The organism is Paenibacillus sp. TCA20, from assembly GCF_000732325.1.
Classification (GTDB): Bacteria; Bacillota; Bacilli; order Paenibacillales; family Paenibacillaceae; genus Paenibacillus; species Paenibacillus urinalis.
In genome coordinates this window covers 371857-386655 of the sequence record NZ_BBIW01000005.1, presented here as the reverse complement: position 1 = coordinate 386655, position 14799 = coordinate 371857, and the positions used below count along the sequence as shown (strand labels likewise).

The window sequence follows — 14799 nt, the reverse complement described above, 5'->3', positions numbered from 1 at the left end:
TTTTTTTGCATTTTTTGAGGAGCTTCCACGGTCTCAGCACTCTTTGTGAAACTTTGCTGTACCTTCCAAGATCGTTTTCAAATATTGCTCAGACCGGTTCAATTGATTCTTAAGGTCATTGATTTCTTTGACCTTTTGCTTAACGAGCTTAAGCTTGTCCTCATATGATAGGTTAATCTCGTCATTAACTAGCAGGCTCAGCTCTTCTATAGAAAAATCCGCAGATAGCAGTGCCTTCACATCGTTCAGATACTCCACAATTTCCTCTGAATATACACGGTAATTATGTATATCTCTATACATATAGCTGCCCGGAATCAGCTGCTTGCGCTCATAAAATCTTAAGGTAGATATCGGCAGACCCGTTAATTTCGAAACCTCATTTATTCTCATAATGATCCCTCTTTAACTTCTTGCTATAAACCTAGGTTCATAGCTCATAATGTGATCATGATAACGAACGGCATATCAAATGTCAAAAAAATCTAACGTTATCACGAAGGAGAGAGTCATATGTTCAACTATATTCAAAGTAATGATTTCACGGATATCGTGAAGGGACGTCGTTCAGTTCGCAATTATGATGAGCATTATAAAATTCCGAGAGAAGAGATTACTGAAATAATATCTGAAGCCAGCCTGGCTCCTTCCTCAGCTAATATGCAGCCATGGCGAGTCGTCGTCGTGGACACTCTGGAAGGGAAGAATAAGCTTACACCCTTAGTTCGATTTAATACACTTCAGAATAGTACCTCTTCAGCGATGCTATTAATTTTTGGAGACACATCAAGTTATTTATATGCAGAAGAAATATACAACACAGCAGTAGAACAAGGATTAATGCCTGCGGATGTGCGAGATCGGCAGCTTGAAACCATATCGTCGATTTTTCCAACACTGACAAAAGAAATGAAAGTGGAAATTGCGAAAATAGACAGCAGCCTCTTTGCCATGCAGCTTATGTTAGTCGCCCGCGCACATGGATATGATACCAATCCAATGGCAGGCTTTGAAGCAGATCGGTTAGCCCGAGAGTTTGAATTAGATGAGGAGCGTTATGTTCCGGTCATGATCATCTCCATGGGTAAGGCCAAAGAGGAGGGATATGAATCCATTCGATTAGATGCCGAGAAGATTACATTTTGGGCATAACCTCTGATATGCAAAATAAGGCTGCTGATGATTCAGCAGCCTTATTCCCGGGTGCAGGATTGTTGAGTGACAACATAGAATTACAACATTTGACAATTGATTTCTTCGAGAGGTGGCAACCCCTGTGGTTAGAATGATGAACAAACGAGAATTTATTGAGATGACCGTTAGAGAGGAACGCTCTGTTGTCATTAGAGTCAAAGATCATAATGAACTTGTCCGTGGCGTTTCCAAACATATGAATGATCACTGCTTGTTCATAGATACAGAAGAAGGGAACTCTCTGCAGTATGAAATGGATGATATCATTGAAGTCTTTGCGATCCAATCACTGACTCCTTCTCAAATGTCGGTACAATCTCATCTTGCCCAGTCTACCGATAGTGATGATGAACTAGAAATTCTGGTGCAGGAGTTCAATGGTTTAACTGAAGATCATCAGCATCGACTAGCGACCAGATTATCTCAAATATTTAATAAGGATGTGATTATTTCAACCTCGGAGCTGGAAACCTACAGTCCTGCAGAGATTCACATGCTTACGGACATCATAAATGGATATATCCTTACTGTAAGAACACCAGATCTATTCCCTAAATCAATACATTCGATGAATTTACCATCCAAGATAGAGTTTGGACATCGCCCACCCATGGAAGAGGAATAAGTTAATGGCCAGACTCCACAAAACTTTGAATGCGTGCTTTAATGTCATCACGGACAGATCTGAACTCGCTCATGATATCCTCTTTCGTTCCTGTCGCTTTTGCCGGATCCTCAAATCCCCAATGCCATTTGATAACCTCTGGATTGGATATTACCGGACAATGCTCATCTGCGTGACCGCATAACGTTATGACATAATCAGCACGGTTAAGGATAGCTGGATCAATCACATCCGAAGAGTGACTAGTGATGTCAATTCCTGCTTCATTCATCACTTGCACAGCTCTAGGATTAAGACCGTGAGCTTCTAATCCGGCGCTTTTCACTTCATACTTGTCACCGCCAAGCTCCTTCAAGAATCCATCGGCCATTTGGCTGCGACAAGAATTTCCTGTACATAAAAAGTATACGAGTTTTTTCTCCATGTTCATTCTCCTTTGGTAATCTTCATTTGTATATTTGCAATCAATAAATTAGGGTCAGCCATAGGTAGAGGCCGAATAAGGTAATTAAGAGTACCGGCAAGGTAAGTACAATTCCAACCTTGAAATAATATCCCCATGTTTTTTGACGTTCTTCCTAGCCAGCACATGCAGCCATAAGAGGGTAGCGAGCGAACCGATAGGCGTAATTTTTGGGCCGAGATCCGAACCAATGACATTGGCATAGATGAGAGCTTCTCTTAATACACCTTGTGTGTTGGTTGCTTGAATCGCTAGAGCATCAATCATGACCGTTGGCATGTTATTCATTACGGAAGAGAGCAAGGCGGCTACAAAACCAGCACCGATCGTGGCTGTAAGTAGTCCTTGATCCGCAAGCCATTGGAAGAGGTGGGCAAGCTCATCCGTCAAACCTACATTACGGAGACCATATACAACCACGTACATGCCGATCGAGAATAACACAATCGACCATGGCGCTCCTTGAATGACCGATTGAACGTTGACTACCGGACTGTATCTAGCTCGTACAATAAATACAATTGCAGCAACTCCAGCCATGATGGATACAGGGACATTGATAAATTCACTCAGCAGGTAAGCAGCGAGCAGCAGCGCAAGAATGATCCAAGATAACTTAAACATACGCGGATCTTTAATGGCTTCTCTTGGATGCTTAAGCTGTTGCAGATCTACCGTTTTGGGAATGCTCTTTCGAAATAGCAGGAATAATACGAGCAAGCTGCTGCCAATGGAGAACAATGTCGGTACGATCATTCTGCTAGCATACTCGACAAAACCAATGCCGAAGAAATCCGCCGAAACGATATTTACTAAGTTACTGACGATTAGAGGAAGGGATGCAGTATCTGAAATAAATCCGCTGGCCATGATGAAAGGTAAGATCATTCGATCATTGAACTTCAAGGCTCTAACCATAGCTAACACAATCGGAGTTAAGATAAGGGCTGCTCCATCATTGGCAAAAAATGCAGCAACCGCAGCTCCAAGCAAGATCACATAGATAAACAACACTCTTCCATTTCCATTGGAGAAGCGGGCCATATGAAGGGCAGCCCATTCAAAGAACCCGATCTCATCCAGAACTAGGGAGATCAGTATAATGGCCACGAAGGCAAGCGTCGCATTCCAGACGATGCCGGTCACATCCCAAACATCCTGCAGACTCACAATGCCGCACATCAGTGCTAAGACCGCACCACCCATGGCAGAATAACCGATGTTTAATCCTTTAGGCTGCCATATTACAAAAACAAGAGTAACCAGAAATATAAGGCTTGCTGTCAATAACATCATTTCCTCCTTAGCTACCGGCAACAATCAGGATCCAGCTGATCGATTTGCTCCTTCATTGAAGGCATCTCATCCAATATCCCCTGTAGGTAAGGCTTTTCATCCATATTGAGTGAATAATAAACCCATTGCTTCCTTTTGGTCTCCGTTACAAGTCCTCCGTTCTTCAGCTTTCTTAGGTGCTGACTTACATTGGGCTGTGTCGTTTGCAGAAGATCGACCAGATCACACACACATAATTCTTTTTCCTTGAGAAGTGCCAAGATCGTTAACCTAGTTCCATCAGAGAGCAATTTCAAAGTGTTGGCTATCGCTTCTATGTCTTGAGACAAATGTATTCCACCTCACGATCAATTTCATCTTGTATTCGTCATGACTTTGTTAATTATACATAGGATTGAATATAAGTAAACAGTTATATAATCAAATGATTATGTTAAATTTAATAAATCAAGATTTTTTGATGAATTATTGACATCTGTATTTCTCAAGTGATAAAGTGTGTGTATAAATCAAGTTATTTTGATATAAGATATAAGATATAAAATAAGAGATAAGGAGGTGGGGGATTGGATATTAAGTTTCCCGAAACCAACGAGCACCCAATTGATTTTTCTACATATGAAGCCAAGTTCAAAGCATTGGCGGATCAGAAAAGGCTGAAGATTATGTATGTACTTACACAGAGAGGTAATACCTGTGTATGTGATCTAACCGAGATCTTTGATATGCAGCAATCCAAGCTGTCATACCATTTAAAGATACTATTAGATGCGGGGCTGATTAAGCGTGAAACCAAGGGAACCTGGAGCTATTATGAATTAAATAGTACGGAAGTAAACAATCTTTTATCACCGGAACTGTGCTGCATATTCCGAAATGTAGAGGAACAAAGAGGCGATTGCTGTTGAATCGCTTTTACTTTTCATTAATTAATCAAAAAAAATTGATTTAACTTGAATAAGGAGGGTTTTAACATGAGTAATTGTTGTAATAGCTTAAAAATTAATACGGTAGTAGCTAAGAATTCACCTATGGAGTATGTTAATAAGAACAGCGAGCTTCCTGTGGCTATTATTGGAGCGGGACCGATTGGTCTAGCTGCTGCAGCACATCTGGTTTCAAAAAACCAGCCTTTTATTTTATTTGAGTCAGCTCAACAAGTCGGGGGAAATGTAACAACATGGAGTCATGTTCGTTTATTTTCGCCTTGGAAGTACAACATAGATAAAGCAGCGAAGCAATTATTAGATGTAAGCGGCTGGACCGAGCCAGGTGAAGAAGAGCTTCCTACTGGAGCACAGCTGTTAGAACAGTATCTTATTCCTTTGTCCGATCTACCAGAAATAAAGCCTTACATTCATCTAAACACTATAGTCACTGCCGTGAGCCGAAAAGGGTTAAGTAAAATAAAAACGGCAGGGCGTGATAATTTCCCTTTTGTCCTACATATCCAAGAAAATGATACTCGTAAGGTGGTCGAAGCTAGAGCCGTAATCGATGCTTCAGGAACATGGGGGTCACCTAATCCCGCAGTATCCGAAGGAAACTGGACAGATAGCGAGCTGAATATACAACACAAGATGTTCTACGGTATTCCAGATATATTCAATGTTCACCGTAATCGATATGCGGGTAAACATGTGCTCGTTGTGGGTAGTGGTCATTCAGCCATTAATGCACTCTTAGATCTGCAAAGTCTGCAAGAGTTGGAGCCCTCAACCCGAATTACTTGGATTCTGAGAAAAGATAATGTAAGTGAAGTATATGGAGGTCAAGAAAATGATGGTTTGGCTGCACGGGGAGCTTTGGGAACTCAATTGCAGCAGTTTGTAGCTTCCGGGAAAATAGAAGTATTTTCTTCATTTCAAATTGAAAGATTCCAATACTCTGCAGATCAAATATCGATATCTGGAGTGCGACATGGACAGGAGAGCAGGGTGAACTCCGTCGATGAGATCATCATCAGTACGGGCTCTCGTCCAGACCTGAGTTTTCTAAGAGAAATAAGATTGGACATGGATAGTTCTATAGAAAGTGTTCGTGCGTTAGCTCCACTCATTGATCCCAATATACACAGCTGCGGAACAGTTAGACCTCATGGTGAACGAGCGCTGCGCCAACCAGAATCTAATTTTTACATTGTAGGAGCTAAGAGTTATGGCAGAGCCCCAACCTTTCTAATGACAACAGGTTATGAACAGGTAAGATCCATTACCGCTGCACTCGTAGGAGATTACGAGGCAGCAGAAAAAGTTGAATTAGTCCTACCTGAAACAGGAGTATGTAGAAATTCTTAATGGACTTACGTATATTACATGTAAGAAATGCAAAGCTGACTAAGAGAGAAGAAGTTTAGAATGAAGAGAGATCATTAACCTTGGTCTCTTCAATGTTTCATTAAAATATTTAAAATATCCTCTACGTTATAAACGTCGTTATTCACTTTCCATTCATCAGCCTCCTTTAGCAAATAGATGGTACCTTCGAGATCTAGTGATTCTTCTGCTAATGAGACCGTCCCTGTATAATTCAGTTCAATCTGTGTATCTGCTGCGTTTCTTTCGGTAAATTCAAGGTCGGTCAATCGGACCTCACTTTCTTTCAGCTCTGCTAATTGAGAGCCACGGATAAATACTCGGGAACGAACTGATCTTTCATAGAACACTTCCGTTGTTAGAGGCTCCATTGCCTCATATTTTTCGGATATGACTTGCTCCGTAACCTCATTAATTTGTGGGCTTTCCAATTCAGCAAGCTTATATTTCTCTGCCACTTCAGCTGCGCTCGGAACATTCGAATTAGCGCATGCGGAGATGAATAACATTGTGAGTAGTGCAGTGAGCATTACTATACTGGATTTTTTCATGAATTGGCTCCTCTCTGGATCGGTTAAAAGTATATTACCATATTTAGGATAATCGATAAATGTACATATCTCGTGCTAACTCCTGCTGTTTGATATACTAAATAGAGCAAAAAGTATACAAGGAGATGGGATTAATGCGGGGGAAGCTGACTACATACCAGATTGAGAACAGGAACATTTATATCTATACACCACCGTCTTATGATGACAACAATGCGGATTTGTTTCCCGCTGTAATTGTCCAGGATGGCAGCTATTTGTTTGTAGATTCGATGGAGGAATTAGAGGCAGATTTTGCAAGCGGTGCTACGCAAGAGGTACTCTTTATTGGGATTGAGCCAAGCAGACGCGATTGCGAATATACCCCATGGGAGGCAGAGCCTCTGCAGGAAGGTGAGGTCTTCGCAGGAGAAGGGGATCAGTACTTGGACTTTGTGACAGAGAGAGTACTTCCTTACGCGAGGGAACGGTATCGAATTACAGAGGATGCATCCCAGATTGGAATTACGGGAGGATCACTCGGGGCGTTGATATCGCTGTACGCTGCTTTTCAAGAGCCGGACTACTTTGGACGATTCATTATGATGTCAGCTTCGCTTTGGTATGATAGGTTTGTTGCGTTTGTAGAGAGCAGTACCTTGACTCAGAATGATGTGCGCATGTATATGTATGTTGGTGAGACGGAGGGGGTAGGGCGGGATAATCTGCAGCAGTACATGGTCCCGAATACGAAGAAGGTCTATCACATCTTACAAGATAAAGTTCCTAGTGGAACGGATCATATTATGCTGGAGACCGATCCAGAAGGTATTCACAGTCACCAATATTTCAATAAGTATTTCCCGAGTGGAATGAGATTTGCATACCCGGGTCCCAATGCGGATTAGCGAGCGTTGTATACATTAAAATAGGATTAGGGAAAATGATAAGATGAATAAATTTAGATTAGGAGCGTGTAGACGATGGTTGGAGTAGAACTGGATATGGTCGTAACCGACAGTTTAAAAGCACTGGAGATGTACAAGGGTATATTCGATATTGAGCTTGTGGAAGCTTCTAAGCTTCCTCGAGGTGAAAATGAGGTGGTGTTTACTCTATATGGCGTCCGGTTTCATCTGTTGGATGAGAACCCGCAATTTCATCTCATTGCACCAACTCCTGAGCATCCTCAAACCAGCTGGGTAAATGTCACCGTCCCTAATATTGAAGAGACTTATACCAAGGCGATGGAATTAGGCTGTACAGAAATTCAGCCGGTAACGGAGCTGCCTGACTATGGAATAGCGAATGCTATTTTTACAGATCCTTTTGGTTATGTATGGATGCTGCATCAGGTATATAAAGAGGTTAGTCATGAAGAACGAATTAGGCTGTGGGAGGAAAAAAAGGGAGAACTAACTTCTGATTAAGCGCATTACTTGATGTTAACTGCCATATACGGTTTTTAAAATAAAATAGTCGTACAAGCCTCCTTCTGCGAATAGGATATATCGATGTATTGTTGCTATCTAAGGAGGAGGCATATGTTAACAAGTGCTTATATTGCCTATATGCTGCTTGGTTTGTCGCTCGCCGCTCCCATTGGCCCTCTGAATGCAGCTCAATTAAATATTGGGATTCGGCGGGGATTCTTTCACTCCTGGGTATTCGGACTCGGGGCTGTGCTGGCAGACGTGGTCTACATGCTGCTCGTGTATTTGGGTGTGGTTCATTTTCTGGATACTCCATTTGTTCAGACATTTCTATGGTTATTCGGCTTCTTTGTATTAGTCTATACCGGAGTGGAAAGTCTGCTGAGCAGCGGTCAAATCAAGGAGTCGGAAGCATCAGAGAGGGAGCCGCTGGGCAGATCATTTCGATCTGGATTTTGGATGTCCTTGTTTAATCCGATGTCCATTTTGTTTTGGCTCGGCATATTTGGCTCCGTACTCGCACAGGAAACAGCGGCCAAGAGCACTTCGCAGATTGTACTGCTCAGCCTGGCCATTGTCGCTGGGATCCTTGTGTGGGATGTTACAGTTGCTGCAACATCGAGTTTTTTTCGCAAAGTGCTGAGTGCTCCTCTGCTAAGAGGGATATCTATCATATCAGGACTATTTTTAATCGGCTTTGGTGTACATTTTGGTGTGCAAGCCGTCAAGGTTTTATTCTTCTAGCATTTTTAGAGTGTGTTTAATTCTGATCTATCGGTTTAATTACAAATTAGAAAATTGTAAAAAACCTTTTAGATTAGGAGTGATATGATGTTCCGTCATCAGAAAGAATTGCAGTTTGAAGTTAAGGTTGATCGTCCAGATCCGATGCTGGCACGTCAGGTTCAAGAAGTACTTGGTGGTCAGTTTGGAGAAATGACGGTCATGATGCAGTATTTATTCCAGGGCTTTAATTGCCGTGGTGAAGAGAAGTACAAGGATATGCTGATGGACATCGGTACCGAAGAAATTGGACATGTTGAAATGCTCTGTGCATTGATCAGTCAGTTGCTTGATGGTTCTTCTCCAGAGGCACAGGATGAGGCGGCAAAAGATCCAGTGACCGCAGCGATTATGGGCGGGGTGAACCCGCAGCATTTGCTCGTTAGTGGTCTTGGTGGACTACCAAGTAATTCAAATGGTGTACCTTGGAATGGGTCTTACATTGTAGCCAGCGGCAATTTGCTCGCAGATATGCGTTCTAACCTCCATGCAGAAAGCCAAGGCAGACTTCAAGTGGCGAGACTATACCATATGACAACGGATGAAGGGGTTCGTGCAACGTTCCGAAAGATGCTGGCACGTGATCGCTATCACCAATATCAATGGATGGCAGCCATTCAAGAGCTGGAGGAGAAAAACGGAGTTGTCGTTCCAGCTACCTTCCCTCCGGAAGCAGAATTGGAATCACAGCCAGAAGCTTATGAATTCTGGAATCTGTCTGAAGGCAATGAATCCTCCGAAGGACTGTGGGCTACGGGCAGCGCTCCTGACGGAACAGGTAACTTTGTCTATGTAGCAGAACCGGTAGCTAAAGGCCAAGTATATAAACCTGCTGTTCCACCAGAATCCATTCATCATGATCTGGATCCACAAAACTAACTTTAATCTGATAATTAACGAATTAACAAGCCTTACAGTTGCATGCATCCTTGCAATTGTAAGGTTTTTTTGTTAATCAACTTACTGAAGAATGGATACAAAACGACATTTACATCATGAGTATGTTAAATATGCTAGTTCATGGCAGGATCGTGTGATCATGTGAAGAATTAAATCTTGTTGGGGTCTAAGATCTAGTTAGACATCATCAATCTATTTAACATTCTATCATTAGGAGGCGGATATGTTTCAAAAACTAGGATATGATCGTACTGTTCCCTTGCAATTCAACTACAAGAAGGTCTGTGGATTATGGCTGGCCATCATCGGCTCTGTCATCATCGCATCGACAATATTTGGCGGTTCCTTTTATTTAAATCCTTTCATCTTTATGATCGGTTATTTCATCGGTTTCTATATTTCGTTTTTTAATGCGAGAGTTCAGCACAGATTAGCTGAGGGTCCCAGCACCCCTTTTCAGGATCGAATGGGAAATATCGGTGTTATCTCTTTATTCGTGCTGATGTTCTTGATCGCAGGGCCTTTTTTCCCTAGCTTGGATTGGCGGATGATCTGGCTGGGCACGCTTCTGGCAACAGGTATTCATTTCTTCCTGTTTTATTATGTCCACGGGAAGTCGATGCTTGTCATCGGTTCGATGGGCACCGTGATTGCAATAGCGGGGATGGTTCTCGAATCGATACCCTTTTTCTACTTTGGAATAGCAGATGGCCTCGCCAAGCTAGTAGGACTATATCTATTATTCTATTCCAAGCCAAGCCGTCAGAGCAGGGCACATCAGCTTTCAGCATAACAAAAGTAGCAGCATCTAGGATTATAGTATTGGAGACATAAGTAGTTTCCTTCAAGCAGAAGTACATAGACAGATTAGCCGTCGTCTATTCGTTCCTGAACAGAATCGTTCTACCCTTGATATGATATAATCATGGCAAAGTTCTAGACGAGGAGATGTGAACGGATTGTCTGGCGTTATTAACAAAGTAGTGCAAATCTTGGACCTGTTACTTCCTCAGGGTACCGAAAAAGAGATGAGTGTAACGGAGATCAGTAAAGCGTTGAATATGCCGATACAGAGTGCACATCGATTACTCTCCTCTCTTACTGAGCATGGTTTTGTGTCGCAAAATGAGAAAACGAAACGGTATAAACTGGGCCTGTCTCTGATGAAGTATGGCTTTCTCATGTGGGATAGTTTGATGCTGCGCACGATTGCAAGACCGTTCATGGAGGAGCTATCGAAGCGTACTAAGGAAACCGTATACTTATCCGTTCGTGAGAATGCGGAAGGGATCTACATTGATTCAGTGGACTCACCGCAAGTTCTGAAAATATCGGAACCAATAGGGCTGCGCTTGCCATTATTTATTGGAGCATCGAATAGAGTGATATTAGCCTTCCTAAAGCCTGAACTGCAGAAGTCACTGCTGGATTCGTTTGATTGGGATGACGTCCCTTCGTTGAAGCCGCTGTCCCGAGCCTATATTGATCAGGAGCTTACAGCAATTAAACAGCAAGGATATGCAATGACGACGAATGAGGCAACAGAAGGGACCACAGGAATTGGAGTCCCGATCTTTTCCTACGAGAATACAGTTATCGGGTCTTTGAATGTGGCAGGTCCTTCGATTCGTTTCAGTGAAGAGAGTATTGGTAAATATTCAAGTATGGCTCGAAAATATGCAGCCCTCATATCTAACGAGCTTGGGTATCGCGGACGTAACCTTCAATGATCTCCAGGTGAATTGACATCCTATGAAGGATAACCTTTTCTTAAATTGTAGCAGACCCCTGTCATTTAATGACGAGGGTCTTTTTCTGTTTTATTTATCTCATTATTCGGGATAGACATAAACAATACTCAATATTTCTCAATATTATCTCACTATGTGGGATAATGGCGTTGATATCCTCCCTATTTGAGATACTATAGAATTATTCATATCATTCGAGGTGAGCCTATTGAACATCATTGTTTTCCGTCATTTTTCATTTGATGATCCATCCGTAATCGTGTCGTGGTCCAAACAAGCTGGGCATGATCTGATCGTACATGACCCTGCCAACGGGATACCGCCGGAATGGCTTCACTCGTTAGACCTGCTCGTTATTCAAGGGGGACCCATGAGTATCTACCAGGAAACGGAATACCCTTGGCTTATTCAAGAGAAGCACTTTGTAAGAGATGTCATTGAAGCGGGGAAGAAGGTGCTTGGGATATGTTTGGGAGCACAGATGATCGCAGAAATCTTGGGAGGAACGGTATCTCCGATTGGAGCAAATAAGGAGATTGGATGGCATCAAATCTACAGAAATAAGGAACGTCATCCTTGGCTGGCTCAGCTTCCGGAACATTTTATTTCTTTTTCATGGCATGGTGATACCTTCTCAATGCCTGAAGGTGCCAGACATCTGATGTACTCGGAAGCTTGCGGTCAGCAAGCATTTGCCTATGGTGATCATGTCTTGGCCTTGCAGTTTCACTTAGAGTCAACACCCGATTGCATCGAGGAAATGCTGTCCAGATGGTCACATGAACTGATCGATTTATCATTTATTCAGCAGGATGCAGGAATTCGCGAAGGGATGAATCATAGTGAACCTGCGAACAGGCTGCTGAAGGGAATATTGGATCAAATTGCGTTGAGCATATCAGAAAGCGCAGACGAAAGCGTGCTTTCATCATAATGACGAAGAAGTCGATTTATGGAGAGGCCTCTTAACCTATGAAAAGTGTAGGTTTGGAGGCTTTTTTTGACCCTAAGATAGCAATCATGAGAATCGAGAGTACAACGTATGATATGTAGAGGATAACGTTTAGTGAAGGAGAGCGCTATATCTTATGGACCCACTTTCGAATAATCACTATTCAACGAACGATAAATTAACAGACCATACTTATCAGCAAGCGAATCTAAAAATAACAGGGATGTCGTGTGCCGCATGCTCAGCTCGAATCGAAAAAGGCCTCAGCAAGCTTCCCGGAGTGAAGCGAGTAAATGTGAACCTTACTTTAGAATCAGGACAGGTTGAGTTCGTATCAGGAGCACTACAAGCTTCAGATCTTATCCATCAGATCAGGCAATTTGGATATGAGGCGTACATTCAAACAACAGATGAAGAATCTCTTGTACTGAGAGAACGGGAACTACAACGAAAAAAATGGAAGTGGATCTTGTCAGCGATACTCTCTTTTCCCTTATTGTGGTCCATGGTTTCCCATTTTTCGTTCACCTCTGGAATAGGTGTCCCTGACGTGTTATTCATTCCTATTGTTCAATGGTTATTGGCAACGCCGGTACAGTTCTATTTTGGCGCGACTTTCTATAAAGGTGCGTGTAAAGCGTTGAAAAACCGAAGTGCCAATATGGATGTACTGGTCGCCCTTGGGACAAGCTCGGCTTATTTTTATAGTGTGTATCTTATTTTGATGACCAGTACCGGGGGGGTGCTGGGTCATATTCACCAGGCGGTAGATGGGGCCGGACAAGCTCCACTCCAGCTTTATTTTGAAACAAGTGCAGTGCTGATTACGTTAATTTTGTTCGGCAAATGGCTGGAGGCTCTGGCTAGAGGAAGAGCTGTAAGGTCCATCCGCAGTTTGATGCAGTTAGCTCCGCAAACGGCAAGAGTCGTTCGAAATGGCAAGATTATTGAAATCCCCTCTGAACATGTCCATACCAATGATCTTGTTCTTGTAAAGCCAGGCGAGAAGATTCCTGTGGATGGAATCGTGGAAGAGGGAGCTTCCTCGGTAGATGAATCCATGTTAACCGGAGAGAGTCTGCCAGTGGACAAGAAGCTTGGCGACACTGTTGCTGGAGCAACACTTAACATCAATGGTCGTCTCGTTATACGTGCGACACAAGTAGGAGCTGACAGCGCCTTGGCAAGGATCATTCACATTGTCGAGCAGGCTCAGGGATCAAAGGCTCCCATCCAGCGTGTTGCAGATACCTTATCAGGAATATTCGTGCCTGTCGTTATTAGTCTGGCTGCGATTACATTTTTATTTTCATTATTATTTGAGAGCACAGGCAGCTTGAGTACTGCTCTGGAAAAAGCAATTGCTGTATTGGTCATCGCCTGTCCATGCGCACTGGGTCTAGCGACTCCGACATCCATCATGGCTGGTTCGGGTCGTGCAGCTGAATTCGGTATCCTGTTTAAAGGTGGGGAGCACCTTGAGAATGCAGGTTATATTCAGACCGTGATATTAGATAAAACCGGAACCGTCACTCACGGGAAACCGATGTTGACCGATGTAATTACTTCGCAGGACTGGTCCTCGAACGAAATGTTGAAACGAGTAGGAATTGCGGAGCTCAGCTCGGAGCATCCCATTGCTCAAGCCATAACGGAAGGGATAGAAGACAGGGGCATTAAAATTCTGCTTAAACCAGAGCGGTTTGAGAATATGCCGGGGTACGGCGTTCGCGCCCGCGGTTACAGCCAGGACATTCTTGTGGGAACGCGGCGGCTGCTTACGGATGCGAAGGTACGGATTCCTGCTGAAGCAGGGGTTCAAATGTCTGAGCTTGAAGGTCAAGGGAAAACGGTGCTGCTCGTGGCAATCAATAATCAATGGGCAGGAATGGTCGCTGTCGCTGATACCGTGAAAGAAACCTCTGCACAGGCCGTCAGCCGTCTTCAAGCAATGGGGATTGAAGTGGTATTAATGACGGGAGACAATGAGCGTACGGCTCTGGCTGTTGCGAGTCAGGTAGGAATCTCCAAAGTCACTGCAAATGTCCTCCCCGAGGAGAAAGCGGCAGAAGTAAAGAGACTGCAGCAATTGGGACATCAGGTAGCTATGGTAGGAGACGGGATTAATGATGGGCCTGCACTTGCTGTCTCTGATGTAGGCATATCTGTAGGCACTAGTACGGGAATAGCCGCAGAAGCAGCAGAAGTTATATTGATGCGCGGAGATCTGAATCAAGTTGCTGACGCGATCCAATTAAGTAAAAGCACGATGCGTAATATCAAGCAAAATCTATTTTGGGCGCTTGCCTATAATGTAGTGGGCATTCCCATTGCTGCTATGGGTCTCTTAGCACCGTGGCTGGCTGGTGCAGCGATGGCGTTCAGCTCTGTTTCGGTTGTGCTGAATTCCCTGCGTCTCCAGAAATTGAAGCTGTGAAAATGCTGCTGCCTCATTTGAACAAAAGTTGCTGCTCTTTCATTTTAAATAGAAGAAAAAGATATATCGAAGTGCAATTATGGAATAACAAGCCTATATAGAAGACCATGCGAAGCTGAA

16 protein-coding genes and 1 pseudogene are annotated in these 14799 nt (G+C 43.2%); 12 read left to right on the top strand and 5 right to left on the bottom strand.

Going from position 1 to position 14799, the window contains the following annotated elements:
• Positions 1 to 33 precede the first annotated feature (33 nt).
• The gene (locus TCA2_RS12760; RefSeq protein ID WP_047911964.1) at positions 34 to 393 is read right to left on the bottom strand and encodes a MerR family transcriptional regulator; all 360 of its coding nucleotides are present in this window, start codon (positions 391 to 393) and stop codon (positions 34 to 36) included.
• A gap of 120 nt (positions 394 to 513) precedes the next feature.
• Between TCA2_RS12760 and TCA2_RS12755 the strand changes: the two genes are divergently transcribed.
• Positions 514 to 1152: a nitroreductase family protein gene (locus tag TCA2_RS12755; protein ID WP_047911963.1), complete on the top strand. Its 639-nt coding sequence runs from the start codon at positions 514 to 516 to the stop codon at positions 1150 to 1152.
• Positions 1153 to 1276: 124 nt separating this feature from the next.
• Positions 1277 to 1819 (top strand): hypothetical protein, encoded by a 543-nt coding sequence (locus TCA2_RS12750; RefSeq protein WP_152557727.1) that lies wholly within the window; start codon positions 1277 to 1279, stop codon positions 1817 to 1819.
• 1 nt (position 1820) lies between these two features.
• On the opposite strand, the gene arsC is transcribed toward TCA2_RS12750, so the two are convergent.
• The 3 genes and pseudogenes from arsC to TCA2_RS12735 form a co-directional block, all read right to left on the bottom strand.
• Entirely contained in the window at positions 1821 to 2243 is a 423-nt protein-coding gene (gene arsC / locus TCA2_RS12745) for an arsenate reductase (thioredoxin) (RefSeq protein ID WP_193746037.1), read from the bottom strand.
• A 40-nt stretch (positions 2244 to 2283) separates the two neighbouring features.
• Positions 2284 to 3575, bottom strand: a pseudogene (locus TCA2_RS12740) (arsenic transporter).
• 14 nt (positions 3576 to 3589) lie between these two features.
• Positions 3590 to 3907, bottom strand: a complete 318-nt coding sequence (locus TCA2_RS12735; RefSeq protein ID WP_047911960.1) for a metalloregulator ArsR/SmtB family transcription factor — start codon at positions 3905 to 3907, stop codon at positions 3590 to 3592.
• A 243-nt stretch (positions 3908 to 4150) separates the two neighbouring features.
• Between TCA2_RS12735 and TCA2_RS12730 the strand changes: the two genes are divergently transcribed.
• Entirely contained in the window at positions 4151 to 4486 is a 336-nt protein-coding gene (locus TCA2_RS12730) for an ArsR/SmtB family transcription factor (protein ID WP_370510355.1), read from the top strand.
• A 66-nt stretch (positions 4487 to 4552) separates the two neighbouring features.
• Positions 4553 to 5875: an NAD(P)-binding domain-containing protein gene (locus TCA2_RS12725; RefSeq protein ID WP_081872474.1), complete on the top strand. Its 1323-nt coding sequence runs from the start codon at positions 4553 to 4555 to the stop codon at positions 5873 to 5875.
• 89 nt (positions 5876 to 5964) lie between these two features.
• On the opposite strand, the gene TCA2_RS12720 is transcribed toward TCA2_RS12725, so the two are convergent.
• Positions 5965 to 6444 (bottom strand): hypothetical protein, encoded by a 480-nt coding sequence (locus tag TCA2_RS12720; RefSeq protein WP_047911959.1) that lies wholly within the window; start codon positions 6442 to 6444, stop codon positions 5965 to 5967.
• A gap of 134 nt (positions 6445 to 6578) precedes the next feature.
• Between TCA2_RS12720 and TCA2_RS12715 the strand changes: the two genes are divergently transcribed.
• From TCA2_RS12715 to TCA2_RS12680, 8 genes are all read left to right on the top strand, one after another.
• Positions 6579 to 7331 (top strand): alpha/beta hydrolase, encoded by a 753-nt coding sequence (locus TCA2_RS12715; RefSeq protein WP_047911958.1) that lies wholly within the window; start codon positions 6579 to 6581, stop codon positions 7329 to 7331.
• Positions 7332 to 7406: 75 nt separating this feature from the next.
• The gene (locus TCA2_RS12710; protein ID WP_047911957.1) at positions 7407 to 7853 is read left to right on the top strand and encodes a VOC family protein; all 447 of its coding nucleotides are present in this window, start codon (positions 7407 to 7409) and stop codon (positions 7851 to 7853) included.
• Positions 7854 to 7967: 114 nt separating this feature from the next.
• On the top strand, positions 7968 to 8600 hold the full coding sequence (locus tag TCA2_RS12705) for a LysE family translocator (RefSeq protein WP_047911956.1): 633 nt from the start codon (positions 7968 to 7970) through the stop codon (positions 8598 to 8600).
• A gap of 87 nt (positions 8601 to 8687) precedes the next feature.
• Positions 8688 to 9518, top strand: a complete 831-nt coding sequence (locus TCA2_RS12700) for a manganese catalase family protein (RefSeq protein WP_047911955.1) — start codon at positions 8688 to 8690, stop codon at positions 9516 to 9518.
• 244 nt (positions 9519 to 9762) lie between these two features.
• Positions 9763 to 10332 (top strand): DUF6609 family protein, encoded by a 570-nt coding sequence (locus TCA2_RS12695; protein ID WP_047911954.1) that lies wholly within the window; start codon positions 9763 to 9765, stop codon positions 10330 to 10332.
• A gap of 157 nt (positions 10333 to 10489) precedes the next feature.
• Positions 10490 to 11269: an IclR family transcriptional regulator gene (locus TCA2_RS12690; RefSeq protein WP_238546376.1), complete on the top strand. Its 780-nt coding sequence runs from the start codon at positions 10490 to 10492 to the stop codon at positions 11267 to 11269.
• A gap of 220 nt (positions 11270 to 11489) precedes the next feature.
• Positions 11490 to 12224: a type 1 glutamine amidotransferase gene (locus TCA2_RS12685; protein ID WP_238546375.1), complete on the top strand. Its 735-nt coding sequence runs from the start codon at positions 11490 to 11492 to the stop codon at positions 12222 to 12224.
• Positions 12225 to 12378: 154 nt separating this feature from the next.
• Positions 12379 to 14679 carry a cation-translocating P-type ATPase gene (locus TCA2_RS12680; protein WP_047911951.1) on the top strand — a complete coding sequence of 767 codons (2301 nt, stop codon included), beginning with the start codon at positions 12379 to 12381 and terminating at the stop codon, positions 14677 to 14679.
• Positions 14680 to 14799 lie beyond the last annotated feature (120 nt).

Bases quoted from the DNA above. Each gene is read 5' to 3' on its own strand.
- TCA2_RS12760 (WP_047911964.1), bottom strand. From the start codon at position 393: ATGAGAATAAATGAGGTTTCGAAATTAACGGGTCTGCCGATATCTACC.
- TCA2_RS12755 (WP_047911963.1), top strand. From the start codon at position 514: ATGTTCAACTATATTCAAAGTAATGATTTCACGGATATCGTGAAGGGA.
- arsC (WP_193746037.1), bottom strand. From the start codon at position 2,243: ATGGAGAAAAAACTCGTATACTTTTTATGTACAGGAAATTCTTGTCGC.
- TCA2_RS12725 (WP_081872474.1), top strand. From the start codon at position 4,553: ATGAGTAATTGTTGTAATAGCTTAAAAATTAATACGGTAGTAGCTAAG.
- TCA2_RS12720 (WP_047911959.1), bottom strand. From the start codon at position 6,444: ATGAAAAAATCCAGTATAGTAATGCTCACTGCACTACTCACAATGTTA.
- TCA2_RS12715 (WP_047911958.1), top strand. From the start codon at position 6,579: ATGCGGGGGAAGCTGACTACATACCAGATTGAGAACAGGAACATTTAT.
- TCA2_RS12710 (WP_047911957.1), top strand. From the start codon at position 7,407: ATGGTTGGAGTAGAACTGGATATGGTCGTAACCGACAGTTTAAAAGCA.
- TCA2_RS12705 (WP_047911956.1), top strand. From the start codon at position 7,968: ATGTTAACAAGTGCTTATATTGCCTATATGCTGCTTGGTTTGTCGCTC.
- TCA2_RS12700 (WP_047911955.1), top strand. From the start codon at position 8,688: ATGTTCCGTCATCAGAAAGAATTGCAGTTTGAAGTTAAGGTTGATCGT.
- TCA2_RS12695 (WP_047911954.1), top strand. From the start codon at position 9,763: ATGTTTCAAAAACTAGGATATGATCGTACTGTTCCCTTGCAATTCAAC.
- TCA2_RS12680 (WP_047911951.1), top strand. From the start codon at position 12,379: ATGGACCCACTTTCGAATAATCACTATTCAACGAACGATAAATTAACA.